The sequence below is a fragment of the Mesorhizobium sp. CA12 genome, assembly GCF_020165255.1.
Classification (GTDB): domain Bacteria; phylum Pseudomonadota; class Alphaproteobacteria; order Rhizobiales; family Rhizobiaceae; genus Mesorhizobium.
In genome coordinates this window covers 226,678-250,306 of record NZ_JAIUHT010000007.1, presented here as the reverse complement: position 1 = coordinate 250,306, position 23,629 = coordinate 226,678, and the positions used below count along the sequence as shown (strand labels likewise).

Genomic DNA, 23,629 nt, shown 5'->3' with positions numbered 1-23,629 from the left:
GCAATCCTGCCCCATGACCGTCCATGGGGCGGTTCCGAATGGCCCTCTGCGCGTCCGGAACCGTGTTTGGCCGACCGATCGGCCGGCTTTTGCGCATGACGCCGGAAACCGCTGTTTCCGCAATGCGCCCTGCGCGAATGCGAATTTCTAGAGCGCGTCGCGCTCCGGCATTATCGCACCGGATCGACCGATGCGCCAACGCGCGACCGGCGGGCCCTCCGAGGAAGACCCGCCGGTCAATTCGTCAGCGACGCAGACCGAGCTTGTCGATCAGCGTCTGATAGCGCCCGTCATCCTTGCGCTTGAGGTAGTCAAGCAGGCTGCGGCGCTGGGAGACCAGAGCAAGCAGGCCACGGCGGGAATGGTTATCCTTCTTGTGGTCCTTGAAGTGCTCGGTCAGGTTCTTGATGCGCTCGGAAAGAATGGCAACCTGGACTTCCGGGGATCCGGTGTCGCCCTTGGCGGTTGCGAATTCGGTCATCAATTCCTTCTTGCGGTCGGCAGTAATCGACATCGTGCTTTTCCTTATCTGTTGGAGGAAACGGGACGCCCACAGCCGGGATGTCGTCCAGCAGGGGCCAGTGCAAGCGACGCGTCAGGGCGCGAAGCTGCGGCGCATATAGTCCAATTCCGGAATAAACACCAGCCCAAATGTCAAGCCGGCTTGTCGCAGGTCTTGCCACGAAAACAAAGGGTTCAGCGGCTATAGCCACTTCTTCCATTTGAAGAAGAAGATCAGTCCGGCGGCGACAAGCGCCATGAACAAAATTGCCACCGGATAACCGTAATAGGCTTTCAGCTCCGGCATGTTCCAGGGCGAGCTTTGCGGATCGAAATTCATCCCCCAGACGCCGACCAGGAAGGTCAGCGGCATGAAGATCACCGAGACGATCGTCAAATAGGAAATGACGTCATTGGTGCGGGCCTGGGTCAGCGAGACATGCATCTCGATCAGGCCGGTGAGCATGTCGCGCTGGTTCTCGACCAGCTCGATCAGACGCAGCGAATGGTCGAGCGTGTCGTTGAAGAAGATCTTGGTCTCCGCCTTTACGAAGGCCACGTCGTTGCGGATCAGCGTCGCCAGCGTGTCGCGCATCGGCCACAGCACGCCTTTGAGCACGTTGGCGTCGCGCCGCAATTCATGCAGCTGCCGCATCTGGTGCTTGTGCGGCTTATTCAGCATCTCGTCCTCGATGCCGTCGACCAATTCGCTCGCCGCCTCGATCGGTGGGAAATAGCTGTCGACGATGGCATCGATCAGCGCATAGGCAAGATAGTCGGCCCCGCGCGAGCGCAGGCGGTTGGGCATCGCGGCCGCAATGCGCTTGCGCACCGGATCGAACGGATCGCCTTCGCGCTCCTGGAACGTAACGACGAAATTGCCGCCGAAGAACAACGCGATCTGCTCGTAGCGATGCGAGGTGACATCGTCGATCATGCGCATGACGACGAAAGCATGATCCTCGAAGAAATCCACCTTGGGCCGCTGTCCGGTGTTGACGACGTCCTCCAGCGCCAGCGGATGCAGGCTGAAGATGCGGCCGATCTCCTCGATCAGCGGGATATTGGCAAGCCCGGTGCAATCCAGCCAGACGACAGGCCATTTCTCGCAATGCGCGTTGAGATCGTCGATCGAGGCATTGTCGATTGTTTTGTATTTCTCGGGCGAGATCAGCGTCAGCCGGAGCTCGCTGCGCCGCGCCGCCGGATCGGCGATAAGCGTGCCTGGCGACGCCCCAACCGGCGGCCGGCGGGTTTTCAGCGGTTCCCGCTTCTTGCCTGCATCAGCCTTGGCCATGAGATATCCTCGGGATTCAGCATTCGGCCTAGATTAGAGCAATTCCAGCAAAAGTGCGCAGCGGTTTCCCGTCCGGAATTGCGTAAATACAAATACTTAGACCGGATTACCCGACAAAGACCCGCTTGGGCTTGAACATGCCCTGCTCGATGGCGCCGATGGCGACGAGCTTGCCGCGCGCGGTTGCGCAGGCCTCCTCGGCCTCGACCGGGGCATCGCGGCCGCGAATGATGACGGGATTGCCGAGGCGGATCTTGGTCGCCGCGTCGTCGCTGACCGCGACCTGCGGCAGGCAGTCGAGCGCCGCCGCTGTTTCGACAAGCAGCGCATCGATGGCGCTGAAATCGACCGGGGCGTCCATTTCATCGGATTTGTCGTCATCCTTTTCGCCAAAGCGAGCCGCTTCCAGCTCGGCGACAGTGACGAAATCCTCCGGCGTGAACGGCTCGACCTCGACGCGGCGCAATTCGGCGATGTGGCCGAAGCAGCCGAGATCGCGGCCCAGGTCGCGGGCCAGCGAGCGCACATAGGTGCCCTTGCCGCATTCGACCTCGAAGACAGTTTTGTCGGCACCATGTTCGACAATGTCCAAACGGCCGATTTCAATTTCCCGCGCGGGTATCTCGACCGTCTCGCCTTCACGGGCAAGGTCATAGGCGCGTTCGCCGGCGATCTTGATGGCCGAGAATTGCGGCGGCGTCTGCATGATGACGCCGGTGTATTTCGGCAGCAGCGCCCTCACCTCCGCCTCGTCCGGCCGACGGTCGGAATTGTTAGTCACCGGGCCTTCGAGGTCGTCGGTAGAGCGCTCTTCGCCCCACGCGACGGTGAAGCGGTAGACCTTGGCGCCGTCCTGCACATAGGGAACAGTCTTGGTCGCCTCGCCGAGCGCGATCGGCAACATGCCGGAAGCCAGCGGATCGAGCGTGCCGGCATGGCCGGCCTTCTCAGCTTGAAACAGCCATTTGATCTTGGAAACCGCCTCGGTCGAGCCCATGCCGACCGGCTTGTCCAGCACCACCCAACCGGAGACCGGCCGCCCCTTCTTCTTACCGCGACGCGCCACCTATTCCTCGTCCTTGTCGTTGTTCTTGCCGTCACCGAGATCGCGTGCGACTTCCGGCGATTTCAGCAGTTCATTGATCTTCGCGAAATTGTCGAAGGAAGTGTCGAGCCTAAAGCGAAACTCCGGCATGTACTTCATCTGCCTGAGCGCGCCGGAGACGCGGCCGCGGATGAATTTCGCGTGCCTGTTGAGCGCCTCGATCACGGCGCTCTCGTCGCCTGCGCCAAGCGGCGAGACGAAGGCGGTGGCAATCTTGAGGTCGGGCGACATGCGCACCTCGGACACAGAGACGACGCTGTTCTCGATAACCGGATCGATGATCTCGCCGCGCTGCAAGGTCTCGGAAAGGGCATGGCGCACCTGCTCGCCGACGCGCAGCATGCGCTGGGAGGGGCCTGACGGTGTCGAACGGGGCATTTTCTCTGGTCCTGAAATCGTGAAGCGCGGGATGGGACCGCGCCACATGTCTCAACATGCATGAGGGATCTGGGCGGCAGCCTTTCGGCCGCCGCCTTTTATTATTCGGCAAGTATACCCGAATTAGAGCGTTCTGGTTACCATCTCGACGCGGAAGCACTCGATGATGTCGCCGACACGCATGTCCTCGTAGTTCTGGAAGGCCATGCCGCATTCCTGGCCGCCCGGCACTTCCGCAACCTCGTCCTTGAAGCGCTTCAGCGTCTTCAGCGTGCCTTCGTGGATCACGACGTTGTCGCGGATCAGGCGAACACCCGCGCCACGCTCGACCTTGCCTTCGGTGACACGGCAGCCGGCGATCTTGCCGACCTTGGAGATGTCGAAGATCTCGAGGATCTCGGCATTGCCGATGAAGGTCTCGCGCCGCTCCGGCGAAAGCATGCCGGAAAGCGCCGCCTTCACGTCATCGACGAGGTTGTAGATGATCGAGTAGTAGCGGATCTCGATGCCGGCCGCGGCCGCGGCCGCACGCGCCTGCGCATTAGCGCGGACGTTGAAGCCGATGATCGCCGCTCCGGACGTCTCGGCGAGCGAGACATCGCTTTCGGTGATGCCGCCGGCGCCGGCATGGACGATGCGCGCGCGCACCTCGTCATTGCCAAGCTTTTCAAGGGCGGCATTGATCGCCTCGATCGAACCCTGCACGTCGCCCTTGATGACCAGCGGGAATTCCTTCAATCCGCTCGTCTGCAGCTGCGACATCATCTGCTCGAGCGAGCCGCGCTGGCCGGCATGCTTGGCCACCGCCTTGTCGCGCGCCAGGCGCTGGCGGTATTCGGTGATCTCACGGGCGCGCGCCTCGTTGTTGACGACGGCGAAGCGGTCGCCCGCCTGCGGCGTGCCCTGGAGGCCAAGCACCTCGACCGGCATTGCCGGCGGCGCTTCCGGCACATGCTCACCGCGATCGTTGACGAGCGCGCGCACACGGCCCCACTCGTTGCCGGCGACGATGATGTCGCCCGGCATCAGCGTGCCGGTCTGCACCAGCACGGTGGCGACGGGACCGCGTCCCTTGTCCAGCTGCGCCTCGATGACCGCGCCTTCGGCGGTGCGGTCGGGATTGGCCTTGAGGTCGAGGACTTCGGACTGCAGCAGGATCGCTTCCAAGAGCTTGTCGAGATTGATGCCCTTGGTCGCCGAAACCTCGACGTCCAACACCTCACCGCCCATCGATTCCACGAACACTTCGTGGCGCAGCAGTTCGGTCCGCACCTTCTGCGGGTCGGCATCGCGCTTGTCGATCTTGTTGATGGCCACGATGATCGGCACGCCGGCCGCCTTGGCGTGATTGATCGATTCGATCGTCTGCGGCATCACGCTGTCGTCGGCCGCCACCACCAGCACCGCGATGTCGGTAACCTGGGCGCCACGGGCGCGCATGGCCGTGAAGGCCGCGTGGCCGGGCGTGTCGATGAAGGTGATCTTCTGACCGTTCTTCTCGATCTGGTAGGCACCGATATGCTGGGTGATGCCGCCGGCCTCGCCGGAGACGACATTGGCGTTGCGGATCGCGTCGAGCAGCGAGGTCTTGCCGTGGTCGACATGGCCCATGATCGTCACGACCGGCGGACGCGACACAAGGTCTTCCGGGCGGTCGGCGATGTTGAACAGGCCTTCCTCGATGTCGGATTCGGCGACGCGGCGGACCGTGTGGCCGAATTCGGAGGCGACCAGTTCGGCCGTGTCGGCGTCGATGACGTCGCCCGGCTTCAGGATCTGGCCCTGCTTCATGAAGAACTTGACCACGTCCACGGCGCGCTCGGACATGCGTTGCGCCAGTTCCTGGATGGTGATGGTTTCGGGCAGGATCACTTCGCGCATGACTTTCTCGCGCGGCTCATTGTGAAGCGCGCGTTTGAATTTTTCCTGGCGGCGACGCATCGACGATAGCGAACGGGCGCGTGCGTCGTCATCCGACAGCGCCGAGTTCAGCGTCAGCTTGCCGCGGCGGCGATCTTCCTCGCCCTTTGTCGGCTTGGCAGGCCTTGCCACTTCCGGCGTCGCAAGACGGCGCGGTGGCGCACTCGCGGCACCGGCACCGGTACGCCTCGGCTTGGCCTCCTCCTCGTCGTCAGCGGTGGCGACATCCGCAGCCAGCGGCGCGCGGCGGCGAGCCTCTTCCTCGGCGCGCCGACGGGCCTCGGCCTCAGTCTGCAGGCGTGCCTCCTCCTCGGCCTGACGGCGCGCGGATTCGTCGCGCTCGCGCTTGCGGCGTTCCTCTTCCTCGGCGCGGCGCTTGGCATCTTCCTGAGCGCGCAAGCGATCCTCGGCCTCGCGGGCCTTGGAGCCTTCCAGCGCCTTGCGGCGCGCTTCCATCTCGCCGCGCGAGAGCTCGTTCAGGACCATGCCGGAACGCTCCGGCGGCGGAGGCGGCGCCTTCGGCGCTTCCTGCACGACAGGCGCGGCGGCAACGGCGGGCTTCGGCGTGAAGACGGACGCAGCCACCGGTTCCGGCTTGTCGCCGGGCAGCGAGAACTTGCGCTTCTTGGTCTCGACCACGACCGACTTGGTGCGGCCATGCGAGAAATTCTGGCGCACGGTGCCCTGCTCGAGGCCGGGGCGCTTCAGCGTCAAGGTCTTCTTCGGCGTCACGCTCAACGTCTTGTCGTCGCCCGATTTCGTATCGCTCATTCCATATCCTCTGCGGCATCATCTTCGTCAGCAACGGCCGCAAGCATTGCCAGATCGTTCGGGGTACCGCCCCGATATCGGTCGAGCGCAACTACGCGCTTCTCAACCGCCTGTCCCGCGTCCTGCGCGAGAACGGCAGCATGTATCACATTTGTACCCCCCAATGCCAAGCTCAACTCGGCTTCGGGGAAAAGTTTGTAGGCAAGGATGGCCGGTCCGCCGAGATGGACGGTTGCCCGCCGCGCCTGACTGATCTTGCGGACACCGTCGTCCGAAGCCTCGGTCGCATGCAGCACCAGAAGCGCCAGCCCGTCGCGCACCGCGCCTTCGACCTTGGCGGCGCCAAGGACGACGGCGCCAGCCTTGCGAGCAAGGCCAAGCATGCCCAGAGCGGATCTGGAGAGCAGCCCGTCGACCATGCCGCCGAGATCGGCCGGAACGGTCACCTGCGCCTTGAAGGCACGGGCAAACAGGTTCTTGGCCGCTGCCTTCTCGATATGTAGGCGATCGGCAGTAACCCAGCAACCGCGGCCGGGCAGATTTCTCTTGATGTCCGGAACGACGACCGAATCCGGGCCGACGACGAAGCGGATCAGTTCATCCGCTTCGGCCTGCCTGCGCGTAACGATGCAAGTGCGATCGTTCATCTCGTCCACGGGCTTTGCGATTGGTGGTCACCTCACGCACCGACGGTTTCGTCGGCCGCTGCCTCTTCGGCAGCGAGTTCTTCCTCGGTGATCCAGCCGGCCTGCTTGCGGGCGGCGAGCACCATCTGCTCCGCCTCCGCGCGCGAGACGCCGTGGCTGGCGAGCACGCCCGGATAGACCTTGGTCTCGCCGTCCTTGCGCTCTTTCCAGCCGATCAGATCGTCGGCGGCATAGCCGGCGAAGTCCTCGACCGTCTTCACGCCGTCCTCGCCGAGCGTCACCATCATGGCGGTGGTGATGCCGGGAATGTCGCGCAGCTCGTCCTTGACGCCCAGCGCCTTGCGCTTTTCGTCGTGCTCGGCCTCGATCTTCTCCAGATATTCGCGGGCGCGGGTCTGGATTTCCGAAGCGGTGTCCTCGTCGAAGCCATCGATCGAGGAAATTTCGCCAGAGTCGACATAGGCGACTTCCTCGACGCTGGTGAAGCCTTCGGAGGCAAGCACCTGGCCGACCATCTCATCGACGTCGAGCGCTTCCATGAAGAGCGCCGAACGCTCGACGAATTCCTTCTGGCGACGCTCGCTTTCTTCCTGCTCGGTCAGGATGTCGATATCCCAGCCGGTGAGCTGCGAGGCAAGGCGCACGTTCTGGCCGCGGCGGCCGATGGCCAGCGACAGCTGGTCGTCCGGTACCACCACCTCGATGCGCTCGGCATCCTCGTCGAGCACCACCTTGGCGACCTCGGCCGGCTGCAGCGCGTTGACAATGAAGGACGCGGCCGATGGCGACCACGGAATGATGTCGATCTTCTCGCCCTGCAATTCGCCGACCACGGCCTGGACGCGGCTGCCGCGCATGCCGACGCAGGCGCCGACTGGATCGATCGAGGAATCGCGCGAGATAACGGCGATCTTGGCGCGCGAGCCCGGATCGCGGGCGACCGACTTGATCTCGATGATGCCGTCGTAGATTTCCGGCACTTCCATGGTGAACAGCTTGGCCATGAACTGCGGATGCGTGCGCGACAGGAAGATCTGCGGGCCGCGCTGCTCGCGTCGCACGTCATAGACATAGGCCCGCACGCGGTCGCCATATTTATAGTTCTCGCGCGGGATCAGCTCGTCGCGGCGGATGATCGCCTCGCCTCGGCCGAGATCGACGATGACATTGCCGTACTCGACGCGCTTGACGGTGCCGTTGACGATCTCGCCGATGCGATCCTTATACTCGTCATACTGGCGATCGCGCTCAGCCTCACGCACCTTCTGGACGATGACCTGCTTGGCCGACTGCGCGGCGATGCGGCCGAAATCCATGGGCGGCAGCTGCTCGGCGATGAAGTCGCCGATCTGGGCGTCGGGGTTGCGCTCGCGCGCCGTGGAAAGCGCGATCTGCGTCGCGTAGTCCTCGACCTTCTCGACCACTTCCATCAGCCGCTGCAGCTTCATCTCGCCGGTGTTCGGGTTGATGTCGGCGCGGATGTTGGTCTCCTGGCCGTAACGAGAGCGCGCCGCCTTCTGGATGGCATCGGCCATGGCGGCGATGACGATCTGCTTGTCGATCGACTTTTCACGCGCGACCGCGTCGGCGATCTGCAGCAGTTCAAGCCTGTTGGCGCTTACAACCATTGTCTTTCTCCCGATTTCGCGCCGGGCATACGGCCCGGCTACTCAATCAACTTTCCTGTTCGGTTTCATTTTCCTCGCCGTCGGCGGCGTCTTCCGCTTCGCCACGGCGCTTCCTGGCTTCCTTGCGCGCCCGGTTGTCCTTCGACAGGGCATCGCGGATGAGATCGTCGGTCAGCACCAGCCGGGCCTCGGCGATCGCGTCGTAAGGCACGCGCACCGTCGGCTCTTCGCCATAGGCCGCCTTGTCGCGCTCGATCAGGATGCCATCGGCATCCGCCTCGGCGATCTTGCCCTTGAAGCGTTTGCGGTCGCCGACAAGAACCGATGTCTCCAGCTTGACCAGATGGCCGGTCCAGGCGGTGAAATCCGACTTGCGCACCAGCGGCCGGTCGATGCCTGGCGAGGAAACTTCCAAATGATACGCCTTTTCGATCGGATCATCGACATCGAGCGCCGGCGACACGGCGCGGCTGACCTCTTCGCAATCCTCGACGGTCATGGTGCCGTCCTCGCGTTCGGCCATGATCTGCAGCGTCAGCCCGTTCTGGCCGGTCAACTGCACCCGCACGAGCCGGAAGCCGATGGCCTTGAGCACCGGCTGCACGATCAGCGCAATGCGCGCATCGATACCGCTTTCGCGGATGATACGGTCGTCGGCCTCGCTTGCCGCTGCAGTCATCAGATCCCTGTCGCTTTTTGCTTCCGGCCGGCAGGTAACAAAAAAGAGCGGGACCGGGTGGACCCACTCTTCGTCATACCGACCAAGAATTTGAAGTTGATATAGACGATTGCCGCCGGCGTTTCAAGCCTTCAGGCACAGGCCAGCGGTGGTGTCTACAACTGGCGCGGCCATCGTTGGGCCGCATGCATCACGGTGAGTATCTCGATCTCCTCGCCGATAACACGGTAGGGAATTATGTATGGGACATCAGCGAGGACCAGTTCTCGTGTCCCTTTCACCCGCCCGACCCGCCCCGTGGCGGGTTGCTCGGCGAGATTGTCCGCACAGGAAACGATACCGGCAACCACTCGTGCCGCGGCCGTTGGATTGTCCTTTTCGATGAAAGCGCCAACCTGGTCGAGACGACGCACGGCGCGCTGGGTCCAGCGGGTCCGCTTCATCGTTCGGGCTTGACGTATTTCGCTATGACGCCGGCCAAGTCCTTCTCGCGTGCGAATTCTCCTCGATCGGCTTCGTCAAGGCCGGCCTCGATCTCGGCAAGCTGCCATTCTTCCCTGGCGACATAGTCTTCGATCGCTTGAGCGGCGACGTAGGAACGAGAGCGATCCATCTTTTCGGCCAGTTGGTCCAGCTTGGCCACAGTCTCATCCGGAAGCCGCACGGTGAAGGCGCTCATCATCCTGTCTCCATTCTGGTTCATTGTGAATGTGGTGGAACCAAAGTGGTTCGTCAATTCCGCACGTCGTGAGGCGGAGCGGCGACGCAGCGCTTCGTCGTATAACCAGCTTCCCAAGGCGCCGACCGCTTTGCCAATTCCACCATGTCCGGAACCGGCGCGGCCGGGGCCGACAGGACCTCCATGAACTCCGCGAACCCTTCCGGGATCATGCGGACAAGACGGTCGTCCATCAGCATATCCTCGGCCGCGCGCACGGCAGCATCGCGCACGAAATCCGCGCGGGATCGGCCGCGCAGAGTGGCGGCACGATCAATCATCGCCACGTCCGCTTCCGGCAGGCGAATTGAGATCGGGTATTCCTTACCTTCAACCGAGGCGGCCATGACTGTCCTGCCCTGCAATACGATCTGTAGCGCTATATGCAATACAGAAGCCCGCCCGACCTTTCTATTTTCGGATAAAGGTCAGATAGGCCGGCCGCCTTCCTTCGCGGATGGCCTTGGCCTCGTAGCGGGTGCCTGGCCAGCCGTCATAGGGCTGGTGCCAGCCGGAAGCGTCCTCGGCCTGCCATGCGAAGGCGCCGTGTTCGCGGCAGGCAAGCAGCGTCCAGTTCACATAGCTGTCGATGTCGGAAGCGAAGCGGAACCTGCCGCCGGCTTTCAGCACCCGGGCAAAGCGGTCGAGATTGGCGGCGCCGACAAAACGCCGCTTCCAGTGCTTCTTCTTCGGCCACGGATCGGGATAAAGCAAGTCGATGCCGTCGAGCGAGGCTTCCGGCAGCCAGTCGAGCAGCCGCGTGGCGTCGTCGTCATAGACCCTGAGATTGGCAAGCGGCGCCTTGCCGAGCGCCGTCATCATCTTGGCCATGCCGTTGACGAAAGGCTCGACGCCGATGAAACCGGTTCCCGGCGCTTCCGTCGCGCGATGCAGGAGATGCTCGCCGCCACCGAAACCGATTTCCAGCTGCAGCGTCGAGACCGGTGCCTTGAACAAGGTCCTGAGATCGGCCGGCGCTTCCGCCGTCAGGTCGACCCGGTATTGGCGCAGGCCGCTTTCGAGGGCGATCGACTGCTGCGGGCGGATAGCCTTGCCGTGCCGGCGACCGAAGAATCCTTCGGTCGCCCGGCTCGGCCTATCCTTTGCGTCCGCTGGCGTCAGGCGGCGACGGCGTCCTTGAGCGCCTTGGCAAGATCAGTCTTTTCCCAGGAGAAGGAGCCGTCGCGACCGGCCTTGCGACCGAAATGGCCGTAGGACGAGGTTTTTGCATAGATCGGCTTGTTGAGGTCGAGATGACGGCGAATGCCCGACGGCGACAGGTCCATCACCTTGCGCAGCGCATCCTCGAGCTTCGCTTCGTCCACCTTGCCGGTGCCGTGCAGGTCGACATAGACCGACAGCGGCTGGGCGACGCCGATGGCGTAGGAGAGCTGGATGGTGCAGCGGTCGGCAAGCTTGGCCGCCACCACGTTCTTGGCAAGATAGCGCGCCGCATAGGCGGCCGAACGGTCGACCTTGGTGGTGTCCTTGCCCGAGAAGGCGCCGCCGCCGTGGGGGGCTGCGCCACCATAGGTGTCGACGATGATCTTGCGGCCGGTGAGGCCGGCATCGCCGTCAGGCCCGCCGATGACGAATTTGCCGGTCGGGTTGATGTACCAGTTGCAGTCCTCGGCGATCTTCAAGTCGCCAAGCGCCTCGCGGATATAGGGCTCGACCACCTTGCGGACCTTCTTGGAGTCCCAGTTCGCATCGAGATGCTGGGTGGAGAGCACGATCTGCGTGACTTCCGCCGCCTTGCCGTCGGCATAGCGCACGGTGACCTGGCTCTTGGCGTCCGGACCGAGCTTGCCGGCCTCGCCATTGCCTTCATGACGTGCCGCTGCCAGCAGTTCGAGAATCTTGTGGCTGTAATAGATCGGTGCCGGCATCAGGTCGGGCGTCTCGCGGCAGGCGTAGCCGAACATGATGCCCTGGTCGCCGGCCCCTTCCTCGCCCTGGCGGTCGGCGGCATTGTCGACGCCCTGGCCGATGTCGGGCGACTGGCCATGCAGCAGCACGTCGATCTTGGCGGTCTTCCAGTGGAAGCCGGACTGCTCGTAGCCGATCTCGCGGATCGCCTTGCGGGCAACCGACTTGAACTTGGCCGGGTTGACCACAGGGTGGCCGGACGCGTCCTTGAGGACGTTGCCCGCCTTGTCCTTCTTCAAAAGCGTGTCCGGGACGCGGACCTCGCCGGCGATGACGACGCGGTTGGTGGTGGCCAGCGTCTCGCAGGCAACGCGCACCTTCCACGGATCCATGCCCGTCTTCTTGGCTTCGCGATAGACCAGATCGACGATCTCGTCGGAGATACGGTCACAGACTTTGTCGGGATGACCCTCGGAGACGGATTCCGAGGTGAAGAGATAGTTCTGCCGCGTCACGGGTGTCCCCTCTTGAAAAGATCGGCAAGCTGCCGATTTTGGCGCGCCACGTGTTAGCGGTGCCGGGCGCCGCTCGTCAAGCGGCGCGACGGATCTGGCATGAATGTAGGCAAGGTCGGCTATGCCACCGGCGGCATGAAACCGCCGGCGGCATCAGGCAAATCAATCGGCGTCCTCGGCGGAAAGCGCCTTCACCAGATCGATGATCCTGCGGCGCACCTTGACGTCGCCGATCTTGACGAAGGCCCGGTTGAGCTGAAGCCCTTCGGGACTGCCGCAGAATTCAATGGCGAACGCCATCGAGGAGTCTTCGGCAAATCCCCTGGTGCCGCCGGCGGGCTCCTCGCCCGGAGCATCCTCGAAGAAGAAGGCGACAGGAACGCTCAGGATGGAAGCGATCGCCTGCAGGCGGCTGGCGCCAACCCTGTTTGTGCCCTTCTCGTACTTCTGGATCTGCTGAAAGGTGATGCCGAGATTTTCACCCAGCTTTTCCTGGCTCATTCCAAGCATATTGCGACGCAGCCGGATGCGGCTCCCGACATGGATGTCGATCGGATTCGGCTTCTTCTTGTTCTCTTCTGTCATTTTTTCCTCGCCGAATTTTTCCGGCTTTTTCTATTTGTTCCGCCCATATGAAGCCGGAGCCACCTGCCCCAACAGAACCCTCCAACCGACTTCGAGAAAATTTTAGGCGTTACAGTATGAGTTTCTAATGTGCCGACTGTCAATTCACCCGTAGCCGCTGCCTTACATTCAGTGTGAAGGCAATCAGCGCAAACAGCAACATGATCAGCAATCCGTTAATGCGTCGCTGTTCGGCGGGCAGGAGGGCGCGCCCAGAAACGGGCACATGCGCGTCGATAGCGCCGCGCGCGTCGACGGCAAGCGCATCGACAATGCGCCCGCGCGAATCGACGACGGCCGATATGCCATTGTTAGCCGCGCGCAACAGAGGCATTCCATTCTCCGCTGCGCGAATCTGCGCCTGCCTGAAGTGTTGATACGGGCCTGGCGTGTCGCCGAACCATGCGTCGTTGGTGACGTTTACAATCAAGTCGGCGGATGCAGCGTCAGCAGCAACGAGATCGGGAAAAATCACCTCGTAGCAGATGAACGGAGCGGCACGCAGGCCGCCCGGAACGCCGATCGGATGGCGTTCGTTGCCGGCGGCGAAATTCATCGGCCCGGCAACGAGTTGGCCTATGCCCAAGCGTTCGAACAAGTCGGCGAAGGGCAGATATTCGCCGAACGGCACCAGATGCACCTTGTCGACGGCATCGACGATCTCGCCCTTGTCGTTGATCGCTACGACGGAATTGTAATAGCGGCTGCCGGCATTGGCCGATCCGCCTTCTTCGCGCACGACACCGGCAATCAACATCTGACCGTCGGCCAGCATGTCGCCCAGCGCCGTCAGCGCGTCCGGACGCTCGGTGAAAAGGAACGGCACCGATGTCTCCGGCCACAGGATAAGCTGCGGCTTGGCGTGGCCCTGTTCCGGCGCTTTCCCCGATATCCCCAGCAAAGTCGCGAAGATGCGGTCGCGCACCGAGGCATCCCATTTCTCGCTGAGATCGACAGCGGGCTGGACGATGCGGACGTCGATCGCGCGGCTCGATTCGACCGGTGCCGCAAGCCTGACATAGCCGAAGCCGACATGGGCGGCGACGAGGATCACGAACAAGGCGAGGCCGAGCTTGAGATGGCGGCGCGCGGCGAGGAGCGCAGGAAGCGAAAAGACAAAGACCGCAAGCGCATTCATGCCGATCATGCCGGTCACCGATACGCTCTGCATCAGGAGCGGCACCGGCATTGCGGCATAGCCGACGGCATTCCACGGGAAGCCGGTGAAGAGGAAATCGCGCAGCCATTCCGCGAGCCCGAAGCCGAAGGCTAACGCTGCGATACGACCAATGTCGCTGCTCCAGAACAGCCGCGCCACAACCGTGGCGAAACCATAGAAGAAGGCCAGCGCGAACGGGATGCCGACAACGGCGAAGGGCAAGGCCCAGGCGAACGTATCGGCCTCGACCAGCAATGCGTGGCCGATCCACCAAAGACCGGCCAGGAAATAGCCGAAGCCGAACCACCAGCCAGCGGCGAAGGCCGGCCTCAGGCGCCTCAACCAGCCATCCGACGCCTCGCCGGTGGCGCCGTCGAGCAGCCAGACAAGGACCGGGAACGAAACGAAGCAGACGGCGAAGAAATCATAAGGCGCCTGGGCAAGCACCGCCAGCGCTCCGGCGGCAAACGCCACCAGAGCCCGCCGCCACCCCCACAGCAGAATTATCCGGCCGGCAAAGCGCTGCATCAAGCTTCCCAAGTCGCGCGAATCAGGGAGCTAGAGGTTTAACAGGCTGCGTCACCCGATCCAAACCCAGATAAGCGCAGCCTGATGCGCCGTCGCTATATCGGTATCCCGCCACAGCTCTTTGCCTTAGCCGCATTTCTGCAACGCCAAGCGATTCCGGTTGGGTGCAAAATGCTCAGTTGTGCCAGCCCTCGATCCGCAGGCCGCTCAGCCGCTCGGCCTCGTCCTTCGGGACAACGCGCACGGTCTGGCTGAATGTCCAGACATGACCCTCGGGATCGCGGGCGCGGTATTGGCGCTCGCCGTAGAAATGATCCGTCGGTCCCTGAAGAATTTCCGCGCCGGCCGCACGTGCCTTTTCGCAATGAGCGTCGAGATCTTGCCGCAGCCGGATATAGACGGCCTGGGTGTTCTTGCCGCCGACCGAGGCCGGGCTGGCGACATGCTCGGCCCATTCGCAATCGACGATGATGTAGCCGTCGCCGAAACGCATTTCGGCGTGGACAAGCCGGCCGTCGGCGTCGCTCACCACCATGCTCGGTTCGAAGCCGAAGGCCGCCTGCAGCCAGGTCAATGCGGCGCGCGGATCTTTATAGAAGACGCCTGAGCCGAGAACGGCATGCTTGAAAGGATCGTCGACGGGCATGTCGCGACGGTGTCAGGCCTGCTCGGTGCGCGCGGCGCGGCGGCGACGCTCGCCTTTCTGGCTCTGCACGATGCGCACGCGCTTGACGCGGCGCGGGTCGGCGTCGAGCACGTGGAACTCGAAACCTGGGATGGCCTGCACCACTTCGCCGCGAGCGGGGACGCGGCCGAGCGTGTTGAAGATCATGCCGCCGATGGTGTCGACATATTCGCCATGCTCGCCGGCGGCGAAATCCTCGCCGATCATCTTGGCGACCTCGTCGATCTCGGCTTTGCCGTCGACGACGAAGACGCCGTCGCCGGTCTGCGTGATCATCGGCTCGTCGTCGTCATGCTCGTCCTCGATGTCGCCGACCACCATCTCGACGATATCCTCCAGCGAGGCGAGGCCGTCGGTGCCGCCATACTCGTCGATGACCAGCGCCATCTGCGTGCGGGTCGTCTGCATGCGCCCCATCAGGTCGGAGGCAAGCATCGAGGGCGGCACGAACAGAACCGGGCGGATCAGGCTGAGATCGCCGATGGTGCGCGCAAGGTCGACCTGAGCAAGGTCGAGCGCGGTCGACACCGGCGTCTTCGCTCTGCTGCGGCCCTTCTTGACGCGGGCGAGCTTGGTGATGTGGGCGAGCACGTCGCGAATGTGAACCATGCCGCGCGGATCGTCCAATGTCTCGGAATAGACCGGCATGCGCGAATGGCCGGACTGCTCGAACAGCCCAAGCAGATCGCCAAGCGTCGTGTTGATCTCGACTGCCTCGATGTCGGCGCGCGGCACCATGACGTCCTCCACCCGGACCTCGCGCAGGCGCAGGATGTTGTTGAGCATGGCGCGTTCGCCGGGCGAGAAGGCGCCGGCATCGGTCGCCGTTTCGGCAAGCGCGCCGGCGATTTCCTCGCGCAGGCTGGTGCCGTTGCGGTGCCGGAACAGGCCAAGCACGCGGTCGACAAGGGAAGGACCGGCATGCGTCGGCTCAGCGGCCGCGCTGCCGGTCGGAATACTCGGACTTGAGCCCTCTTCCGTCTTTTCGGAAGACTTGGCAGCACTGCCGGCGTCCGGACGGGCGGCAGTTTCTGGTGTGTCGTTCATCGCCATCGGGTCAATTGAGCTTTTTTGTTACGCGTAGGGATCGGGAATGGCAAGTCTCGCAAGCGCCGCGCGCTCGATCGCTTCCATCTCCTCGGCCTCGGCGTCGGTCTCATGATCATGGCCCAAAAGATGCAGCAGGCCATGGATAACAAGATGGGTGATATGGTTCGCAACCGGCTTGTCTTCCAGTGCCGCCTCGCGAGACACCGTCTCCGAAGCCAGCACGATATCGCCCAGCATCGGCGGCAGCTTGCCGCCTCTCGAAAACGAAAAAGCCGGGAAAGACAAGACGTTGGTGGGCTTGTCCTTGCCGCGCCATTCGGCATTGAGCGCCTGGATATGGGCATCGTCGGAAAAAACGACACTGAGCTCGGAAGCGTCGCCCGCGCCGGTCTCGGCAAAAGCGGCCGCAACGGCGCGCTCGACCAGACGCGTCAACTCGGCTTCCGCGGGCCAAGCGCCGGCCTCGATGAAAATATCGATGTCGACCGGGATTCCGGCAGAGGATTTGTTGTCTGCAGCCATGCGGCCTTTGATCAGCTTTCGGCGCCGAGGCCTCGCGCCAGCTTGCCGTCGCGGTCATAGGCCTTGACGATCTCGGCGACCAGCGGATGGCGCACCACGTCGCCTTCGTTGAAGCGGACCGTGACGATGCCTGGGACGCCGTCGAGGATGCGCAACGCCTCGACCAGTCCCGACTTGGTGTTGGGCGGCAGGTCGATCTGGGTCGGATCGCCGGTGACGATCATGCGCGAGTTCTCGCCGAGACGGGTCAGGAACATCTTCATCTGCATCGGCGTGGTGTTCTGCGCCTCGTCGAGGATGACCGCCGCATGCGCCAGCGTGCGGCCGCGCATGAAGGCCAAGGGCGCGATCTCGATGACCTCGGCGGCGATCGCCCGCTCGACCTTGTCGGCCGGCATCATGTCGTAGAGCGCGTCATAGAGGGGCCGCAGATAGGGGTCGACCTTCTCCTTCATGTCGCCGGGCAGGAAGCCCAGCCGCTCGCCGGCCTCGACGGCCGGGCGCGACAGCACGATGCGCTCAACCATGCCGCGTTCGAGCAGCATGGCCGCATGCGCGACCGCCAGATAGGTCTTGCCGGTGCCGGCCGGGCCGATGCCGAAGACCATTTCCGAGCGCTCCAGCGCCCGCATATAGGCGTCTTGCGTCAGCGACCGGGCATAGATCGTCTTCTTGCGCGTCGCGATCTGGGCGGCCGAAACCTTGCCCTTGCGCTCCAAGGTGGGCAGCGTCAGCTGGTCGTCGGCGGCAATCGCCATGCGCACGGCGCCGTCGACATCCGACTGGCCGATGTCGACGCCCTTCTGCAGGATGCCGTAGAGCGTATCCAGCGCCCGGCGCGCCTGCTCGGCGGCCGGAGCCGAGCCTTTGATCGCAAGCTGGTTGCCGCGCGAACGGATATCCACGCCGAGCTTCTGCTCGAGCCGGGCCAGATTCTCGTCGAACTGACCGTAAAGGGCGCTGGCAAGCTTGTTGTTGTCGAAGGTCAGTACGATGTGCGCCATGTCGGAAGCCCCGGACGCCTGGTTCGGGGGCGGATTCTTCAGTTCAGCAGCGCTCAACCGTCTCTCCTCATCTGCCGAGGCCCGTCAGGCCAGTTCGGCGAACAGGCTATTGTAGCCGGTCCTTGTGATTCGTACGTCGATAATGTCACCGATTCCGCCGGCCTTGTCGTCAACAATAACGGGCTGCAGCCAAGGCGAACGGCCAACTTTCTGCCCGGCCTGCCGGCCAGGCTTCTCGATCAGCGTGCCGATGGTCCTGCCGACCAGGCTCAAGCCGAAATCCTGCTGCTGCCTGAGAAGCAGAGCCTGCAGAGCCTGCAGACGCTCGTCCTTCACCGCTTCCGAGACATGGCCATCCATTTCGGCGCCCGGTGTGCCGGGGCGCGGCGAATATTTGAACGAGAAGGCCGAGGCATAGTTCACCTCGCGCACCAATTTCAGTGTCGCTTCGAAATCCTCATCCGTCTCGCCGGGGAAGCCGACGATGAAGTCGCCGGACATGGCGATATCGGCGCGGGCGGCGCGAATGCACTCGATGAGCGCCAGATAGTCGCGCGCCGTATGGCGCCGGTTCATCGCCTTCAAAATCCGGTCGGAGCCCGACTGTACCGGCAGATGCAGATAGGGCATCAGCGTCGGCAGGTCCCGATGCGCGGCGATCAATTCGTCGTCCATGTCGCGCGGATGGCTGGTGGTGTAGCGCAGCCGCGCCAGGCCGGGGATTTCCGCCAGACGAAACAGCAGGCGGCCAAGGCCCCATTCCTCGCCATTTTCGCCGATGCCGTGCCAGGCATTGACGTTCTGGCCGAGCAGCGTCACCTCGCGCACGCCGGCCTCGGCGAGGCGCTCCGCCTCGGCGACGATCTGCACCACCGGGCGCGAAACCTCGGAGCCGCGCGTGTAAGGCACCACGCAGAAGGTGCAGAACTTGTCGCAACCTTCCTGCACCGTCAGGAAAGCGGTGACGCCGCGCCTGGCAAGCTCGGCGCGCTTCGGCTGCGGCAAATGCTCGAACTTGTCCTCGACGGCGTATTCGGTCTCGACGATCTTTTCGCCGCCACGGACCCTCGCCAGGACGTCGGGCAGCCGGTGATAGGTCTGCGGGCCGATGACCAGATCGACCGCTGGCGAGCGGCGGATGATCTCGGCGCCCTCGGCTTGCGCCACGCAGCCGGCGACGCCGATCAGCAATTCGCGGCCGGTCTCGGCGCGTTCGGCCTTCATGTCGCGAATGCGGCCAAGCTCGGAATAGACCTTTTCCGCCGCCTTTTCGCGGATATGGCAGGTGTTGAGCAGCACAAGATCCGCATCTTCAACGGCGTCGGTGGCGACATAGCCCTCGGCCGCCAGCGCATCGGTCATGCGCTGGGAATCGTAGACATTCATCTGGCAGCCATAGGTCTTGACGAAGACCTTTTTCGCCGTCCGGTCCGTGCCGGCCGAGTGCTCGGCGACAGCGCCGATGCCGTGGCTTTCAATCGTGTTCAATTCCATCGGGCGGCTTCTAGCGCCTTTCCGTGACAAAAAACAGACGAATCTGCCTGAAGCAGGTCGTCCCGACAGGACGGGCTTCAGGTCTTTTTCTTTATGTATGTCGTTATTCCAAAACCGCTACGCACTTTGGGCGAAATGCATCGGCTACCGGCTCTTGGCCGGGTCGGCGAGGACGGCCTGCATCATCTCGCGCACCCTGGCTTCCATCAGCCGTGCCGTTTCCTTGCGGTTCGAGCCCTTGGAGAACGGCACAGGCTCGCCGAAATGCACCTCGGCATCGATCGCGCCTTCGGCAAGCAGGGTTCTCAGGTGCGGCATCAAATCCTGATCGCCGATCCAGGCGGACATCGGCCGATGGCGGCGGCCCATCGGCATGCCATGCAGGCGCGTATAGGCGATCGCCACGGGCTGGATGAAGACCTGGTCCGCCGCACCTTCCGAAATCGCCATCGAGGCGGCGCCGAAGAGCGTGCTCTTGAACGGCAGCACAAGGTTGCCGTCCCCGGTCGAACCTTCGGCGAACAGCACCATGGCGTCGCCTTTTGCCATCCTTTTGGCGATCTCGCTCGCCTGGTCGCCGGAGGTGCGCTTGCGCTCGCGCTCGATGTAGACGGTGCGCTGCAACTTGGACAGCATGCCGATCAGCGGCCAGCCTTCCATATCGGCCCTGGCGATGAACTTCACATCGACAAAGGAGCCGAGCACCATGATGTCGGTCCAGGAGATATGGTTGGCCGCGATCAGCAGCGGACGTTCCCTGGCCAGCGCGCCCTTCACATGCACCCGCATGCCCAACGCCCTCAGGATCATGCGATGCCAGATTTTCAGGATGAAGATCTCGGGCCAGAGTCCCGTCTTCATCGACAGTATCTGCAGCGGCACCAGCACCAGTGAACAGACGACGACATAGAAGAGCGCCAGGAAAATCCGCAATTTCTTGATCATTCGCTCCGCCCTATCGCGCGGACTGGCTAGCGAAGATCGCGGCGCATGACAAGCGCGCCGGTCGGACCGTGCTCGGTCGAACGGTAATAGTTCGGGCGGTGACCGACCTGGATGAAGCCGAGCCTGCGATAAAGCGCGATCGCCGGCGCATTGGTCTCGTCGACCTCGAGGAAGAGCGCTTCGGCGCGCTGCGCATGAAGCTCGCGCAGCACCGCATCCATCAATTGCCAGCCAAGACCCTGCCGGCGATGCGTGCGGGCGACGGCCACGGTCAGGATCTCACCCTCGCCGGCCGCGAGCCGTGCCAGCACGAAGCCAACCGGAGGTTTCGATCCCTGCCCTGTCTCGCGTGCGGCGTAGCCGAACACCGTGTCCTGCTCGAGCATCGCTGCGAACTCGCCATCGGTCCAGGGCCGCACGAAATCCTCGCGATGCAGCTTCGAGACGGCGGCGCTGTCGGCAACCGTCAGCGGTTCCAAGGCATAGTCCCTGCGGCGCGGCTGAAAGAACGGTATGCGCATCAGGCGTCGTTTCCTTTTGGACCACGACTTTTCCGCAAAACCGCCTCCTGCTTCTTGGGATCATGGTCTTCCTTTGGACTGTTGTCCTGTCTTGGAAGAACGAAGCCCGCCTGCGGCTTGGCGTCGGCGCCGCGCAGATAGAGCGGCTTGGGCTTTTCGCCCGGCCCTCTGGCCGACGCCAGCCTGGCATAGGTCGCGATGTCGGCGGTGGCGGCAACCGGGCCGGTGTCGAAGGCCCGTCCCGCCGCTGCGGCAATCTGTGGCGCAGCGGTGCCGACAAGGACGGCATCGGCGCCGTTGGCGATGGTCGCCGCCCCGGAAAGCGTGGTCACCGAAGGTCGGTAAGCCTCCGTTAACACTTTATCGTAGAGCGCCGCGTGGATTTCGTCGCGGCCGGCATCGAGCGCGGCAAGCACCGCGCGCCCGGGAAAAGCTTTCGCACCCTCCGCCGCCAGGGCTTCCAGCGTCGTCACGCCGATCGCCGGGATTTTCAACGCCAGCGCCAGGCCGCGCGCGGTCGAGACGCCGACGCGCAGGCCAGTGAACGAGCCGGGTCCGATCGAGACGGCGACGGCGTTGAGATCAGGGTAGCCGACGCCGCCGGCTTTCAAGGCCGTCTCGATGACGGCCATCAGATGCTCGGCATGCCCCTTGCCCAGGTCGCGCACTTCGCGGCCAAGCTCCTTCCCCGCGCCCGCGTCATAGACGCAGGCGGCGCAGAGATTGGCGGCGCAGTCGATGGCAAGCAGCTTCATACGGGCAGTTTCATAGGCCGGTTAACGAACTGGATCGAAACACAATTCCCTCTGCCCGGCATAGGCCACCGCCGCAAGGGCCAGGGCGGAGAAATGTTAAGCGGCTTCGCTTCTACGCGCCGCGATCACGCCGTCGCGACAATGCGCAGCATGTGGTTGTCCCAGACATAGTCCGGCTCTGAACGGGTGGCGCCGGCGCCACTGACGATTTCGCCGGCGCCGGTCGTCGCCATGAAGCCGGCGCCGTCGGGCGCGACGCCGCAGACCTCGACCAGCGCTCTTGTCGTGACCACGCGTCCGCTGGCGGCATCGATGACGGCCAGCGAATTGCCCTCCGGCGAGGTGATGGCGACGGTGCCCGTTGCGCCATTGGCGGCGACCGAGCCGACATAATTGCGCAAGCCTGAGAGCACGTCCTGCGGCATCTCCAGGAGCTCGAGCTCCCTGCCGCGCGCGGCGCGGCCGACCAATGCCGGTCGGTCGGTCGCCGGCCCGCGATACTGGCAGCCGAACCAGACGGTGCCCGCCTGGTCGCGATCCATGTGGCGGATCGAAAGCTGATGCAGCGCCGGCGGCAATTCGTGCTTTTCGATAAGGTCGCCGGTGATCCGGTCGACCAGTGTGTAGGAGGGCTTCATCGTCGCGATGTTGAGTTCGGCGCGACCGAAATCGGGATGGGTCTCGATGCCGCCATTGGCGATGGCTAAAGTGCGGCCATCGCTAAGCAGGAGCAGTTCATGCGGTCCCATGCCGTAGGTCGGGAACTCGCCGACGCGATTGAATTTCGCCCGCGCATCGTAGACGCCTACGACACCTGCCGCGTTGTCGAAGTCGTTCTCCGTAGCGTAGAGCAGAGCGCCGTCAGGCGAGAACACGCCATGGCCGAAGAAATGCCGGCCGGCGATGCTGGCGATGGTCAGCGGCTTGTCGCGGCCGGCATGGTCGAAGACCACCGCAAAGGTGCCGGGCTGGCGGGCAAAGACCACCGAGCGCTTCGACACCGGATCGAAAGTGACGTCGTGGCCGCGCTCGGGCAGACCGATCGTGTGCAGGATTTTCCCCGCCTCGGAGAGCACGGCGGCGCCGAAGCTGCCGTCGCGCTTGACGAAGGCCGTGGCGAACACCGCGTCCGCGGCAAGCGTGTCCGCCCATGCGCGCGGCGCCATGGCGGCGGCGAAGCCCACGCCCGCGGCCCGAAGGAAATCGCGGCGGTCGATGAGGGCGGTTCTCACGGCATCAATCCCCATCCAGCGACGAGAAGCCGGCGGTCAGGCCGAACTCGGCGGTCATCCTGGTGCCGATCAAGGTCGACAGGCTGGAGGTGATCAGCGCGAAATGCTCGAGCTTGTCGCGCAGGGCGGGGTCGGCGAGCGCCTTGTCGATCGGCCGGGCAACGGATTTCGCGGTTGTCACGCCGTTGGCGAGCTGGATGTGGATGGACTCGGCTATCCATTGCGCGTCGGCGGGCAGAGCGTCGCCGAGCCTGGAGGCATGAAACAGCTGGTCGATGCCGGAGAGATTTCCGGCGAGCGAGGCCGTCGTGTTCTGCGAGCGCCAGTAGATCGCCTGCTTCGGCTTGTCGGCATCGGGTTTCGCGCCGAGAAATCCCTTGAGCCGCACGTCGCGGATCATTTCCAGCTCGTTGATGAAGACGCCGACCAGTTCCGTCACCGCTTCGTTGCCGTCGCGGTAGAGCGGGTTCTTCGGCCCCGGATTGGCCCAGAGCGACGCAAAGCCGTCGGGCTTTTGCCAGGCGTCGCGCACCTCGCCCGCCATCGTTTCGATATTGCCGGCAACCGCCGCGCCATAGGCGCAGCGGTAAGGATCGTCTTTCCCGGCAAGCGTTTCGGCGCCGTCGCCGTAAAGCACATATTCGAGGGCCCCGAGGCCCTGCATAGCGACGCTCTTTTGCGCCAGTTGCGCCGGATCGGTGGCTGATGGGTCCTTGGATGCGAGCGTGGCCTGCACTTGCCTCAGGCCGATGCTCTTGCGGTCCGGCCAATACAGCATGCGTTCCAGCCGGTTGTTCTCCTTGATCGGTCCGAAGGCGATGATCTCGACTACCGACCAGGCCTCGACCGTGCCTGAAAACGCCGCGCGAGCCGCTTCGAGCTTCTCCTTGGACGGCGCTTCGCAAAGCTGGTGCATCGCCTTGGTCAGGCCCGCCGCATGCTCATCGAGGCTGGCATAGGCGGGGCGGACGAAGCCATCGATCGCGCGGCCGATGACATCGGAAGCCTTGACCGCAGCTGATGCCGGCATCACTGCGGCCAGAAGGAACGGAAGAGCAAGGGCCATGCGTTTCGACATCAGA

25 protein-coding genes are annotated in these 23,629 nt (G+C 63.8%); all 25 read right to left on the bottom strand.

The genetic code is table 11. The features are described 5' to 3' along the window. Nucleotides 1-244: 244 nt before the first annotated feature. The 25 genes from rpsO to LB520_RS14440 all read right to left on the bottom strand — a co-directional run bounded on the left by rpsO (nt 245) and on the right by LB520_RS14440 (nt 23,625). A complete protein-coding gene (gene rpsO, locus LB520_RS14560) occupies nt 245-514 on the bottom strand; it encodes a 30S ribosomal protein S15 (protein ID WP_095765958.1) in 270 nt (89 codons plus the stop codon). A gap of 189 nt (nt 515-703) precedes the next feature. Continuing rightward, nucleotides 704-1,798 (bottom strand): magnesium/cobalt transporter CorA, encoded by a 1,095-nt coding sequence (corA, locus tag LB520_RS14555; protein WP_095765959.1) that lies wholly within the window; start codon nt 1,796-1,798, stop codon nt 704-706. A 106-nt stretch (nt 1,799-1,904) separates the two neighbouring features. Beyond that, complete coding sequence (gene truB, locus LB520_RS14550) at nt 1,905-2,864, bottom strand: tRNA pseudouridine(55) synthase TruB (protein WP_224637942.1); 960 nt, start codon at nt 2,862-2,864, stop codon at nt 1,905-1,907. Further along, entirely contained in the window at nt 2,865-3,281 is a 417-nt protein-coding gene (gene rbfA / locus LB520_RS14545) for a 30S ribosome-binding factor RbfA (RefSeq protein ID WP_224631228.1), read from the bottom strand. A gap of 123 nt (nt 3,282-3,404) precedes the next feature. Beyond that, nucleotides 3,405-5,972 (bottom strand): translation initiation factor IF-2, encoded by a 2,568-nt coding sequence (infB, locus tag LB520_RS14540; RefSeq protein WP_095765962.1) that lies wholly within the window; start codon nt 5,970-5,972, stop codon nt 3,405-3,407. Then, the gene (locus tag LB520_RS14535; protein ID WP_224523891.1) at nt 5,969-6,619 is read right to left on the bottom strand and encodes an RNA-binding protein; all 651 of its coding nucleotides are present in this window, start codon (nt 6,617-6,619) and stop codon (nt 5,969-5,971) included. The genes infB and LB520_RS14535 overlap by 4 nt, the downstream gene beginning before the upstream one ends. 32 nt (nt 6,620-6,651) lie before the next feature. Beyond that, a complete protein-coding gene (gene nusA / locus LB520_RS14530; protein ID WP_095765964.1) occupies nt 6,652-8,247 on the bottom strand; it encodes a transcription termination factor NusA in 1,596 nt (531 codons plus the stop codon). 46 nt (nt 8,248-8,293) lie between these two features. Continuing rightward, nucleotides 8,294-8,926 (bottom strand): ribosome maturation factor RimP, encoded by a 633-nt coding sequence (gene rimP / locus LB520_RS14525; RefSeq protein ID WP_140629422.1) that lies wholly within the window; start codon nt 8,924-8,926, stop codon nt 8,294-8,296. Between the two features lie 155 nt (nt 8,927-9,081). Continuing rightward, nucleotides 9,082-9,369 carry a type II toxin-antitoxin system RelE/ParE family toxin gene (locus LB520_RS14520; RefSeq protein WP_224637941.1) on the bottom strand — a complete coding sequence of 96 codons (288 nt, stop codon included), beginning with the start codon at nt 9,367-9,369 and terminating at the stop codon, nt 9,082-9,084. Further along, nucleotides 9,366-9,608 carry a CopG family ribbon-helix-helix protein gene (locus LB520_RS14515; RefSeq protein ID WP_224637940.1) on the bottom strand — a complete coding sequence of 81 codons (243 nt, stop codon included), beginning with the start codon at nt 9,606-9,608 and terminating at the stop codon, nt 9,366-9,368. The genes LB520_RS14520 and LB520_RS14515 overlap by 4 nt, the downstream gene beginning before the upstream one ends. A gap of 50 nt (nt 9,609-9,658) precedes the next feature. Next, on the bottom strand, nt 9,659-9,991 hold the full coding sequence (locus LB520_RS14510) for a DUF1778 domain-containing protein (RefSeq protein ID WP_224602913.1): 333 nt from the start codon (nt 9,989-9,991) through the stop codon (nt 9,659-9,661). 64 nt (nt 9,992-10,055) lie between these two features. After that, nucleotides 10,056-10,766, bottom strand: a complete 711-nt coding sequence (gene trmB / locus LB520_RS14505) for a tRNA (guanine(46)-N(7))-methyltransferase TrmB (RefSeq protein WP_224637972.1) — start codon at nt 10,764-10,766, stop codon at nt 10,056-10,058. Next, a complete protein-coding gene (gene metK / locus LB520_RS14500; RefSeq protein WP_095765968.1) occupies nt 10,763-12,028 on the bottom strand; it encodes a methionine adenosyltransferase in 1,266 nt (421 codons plus the stop codon). Before metK ends, trmB begins: the two co-directional genes overlap by 4 nt. Before the next feature lie 162 nt (nt 12,029-12,190). Next, nucleotides 12,191-12,613, bottom strand: a complete 423-nt coding sequence (locus LB520_RS14495; protein ID WP_140545192.1) for a helix-turn-helix domain-containing protein — start codon at nt 12,611-12,613, stop codon at nt 12,191-12,193. Nucleotides 12,614-12,752: 139 nt separating this feature from the next. Continuing rightward, on the bottom strand, nt 12,753-14,339 hold the full coding sequence (gene lnt, locus LB520_RS14490) for an apolipoprotein N-acyltransferase (protein WP_224637939.1): 1,587 nt from the start codon (nt 14,337-14,339) through the stop codon (nt 12,753-12,755). A gap of 175 nt (nt 14,340-14,514) precedes the next feature. Then, complete coding sequence (locus tag LB520_RS14485) at nt 14,515-14,985, bottom strand: VOC family protein (RefSeq protein WP_095765971.1); 471 nt, start codon at nt 14,983-14,985, stop codon at nt 14,515-14,517. A 12-nt stretch (nt 14,986-14,997) separates the two neighbouring features. Then, entirely contained in the window at nt 14,998-16,071 is a 1,074-nt protein-coding gene (locus tag LB520_RS14480; RefSeq protein ID WP_224545234.1) for a hemolysin family protein, read from the bottom strand. A gap of 27 nt (nt 16,072-16,098) precedes the next feature. Continuing rightward, nucleotides 16,099-16,596, bottom strand: a complete 498-nt coding sequence (gene ybeY / locus LB520_RS14475) for an rRNA maturation RNase YbeY (protein WP_224637938.1) — start codon at nt 16,594-16,596, stop codon at nt 16,099-16,101. Nucleotides 16,597-16,607: 11 nt separating this feature from the next. Continuing rightward, nucleotides 16,608-17,600, bottom strand: a complete 993-nt coding sequence (locus LB520_RS14470; RefSeq protein WP_411962568.1) for a PhoH family protein — start codon at nt 17,598-17,600, stop codon at nt 16,608-16,610. An 84-nt stretch (nt 17,601-17,684) separates the two neighbouring features. Continuing rightward, entirely contained in the window at nt 17,685-19,094 is a 1,410-nt protein-coding gene (miaB, locus tag LB520_RS14465) for a tRNA (N6-isopentenyl adenosine(37)-C2)-methylthiotransferase MiaB (protein WP_224637937.1), read from the bottom strand. A gap of 144 nt (nt 19,095-19,238) precedes the next feature. Further along, nucleotides 19,239-20,039, bottom strand: coding sequence for a lysophospholipid acyltransferase family protein (locus tag LB520_RS14460; protein WP_140843733.1), 801 nt, complete (start codon nt 20,037-20,039; stop codon nt 19,239-19,241). A 26-nt stretch (nt 20,040-20,065) separates the two neighbouring features. Then, nucleotides 20,066-20,560: a ribosomal protein S18-alanine N-acetyltransferase gene (gene rimI, locus LB520_RS14455; RefSeq protein ID WP_224637936.1), complete on the bottom strand. Its 495-nt coding sequence runs from the start codon at nt 20,558-20,560 to the stop codon at nt 20,066-20,068. Beyond that, nucleotides 20,560-21,315 (bottom strand): tRNA (adenosine(37)-N6)-threonylcarbamoyltransferase complex dimerization subunit type 1 TsaB, encoded by a 756-nt coding sequence (tsaB, locus tag LB520_RS14450; protein WP_224637935.1) that lies wholly within the window; start codon nt 21,313-21,315, stop codon nt 20,560-20,562. The genes rimI and tsaB overlap by 1 nt, the downstream gene beginning before the upstream one ends. Nucleotides 21,316-21,440: 125 nt before the next feature. Then, a complete protein-coding gene (locus LB520_RS14445; protein WP_224637934.1) occupies nt 21,441-22,547 on the bottom strand; it encodes a DUF1513 domain-containing protein in 1,107 nt (368 codons plus the stop codon). A gap of 4 nt (nt 22,548-22,551) precedes the next feature. Next, the gene (locus LB520_RS14440) at nt 22,552-23,625 is read right to left on the bottom strand and encodes an imelysin family protein (protein ID WP_224629961.1); all 1,074 of its coding nucleotides are present in this window, start codon (nt 23,623-23,625) and stop codon (nt 22,552-22,554) included. Between the last annotated feature and the right edge of the window lie 4 nt (nt 23,626-23,629).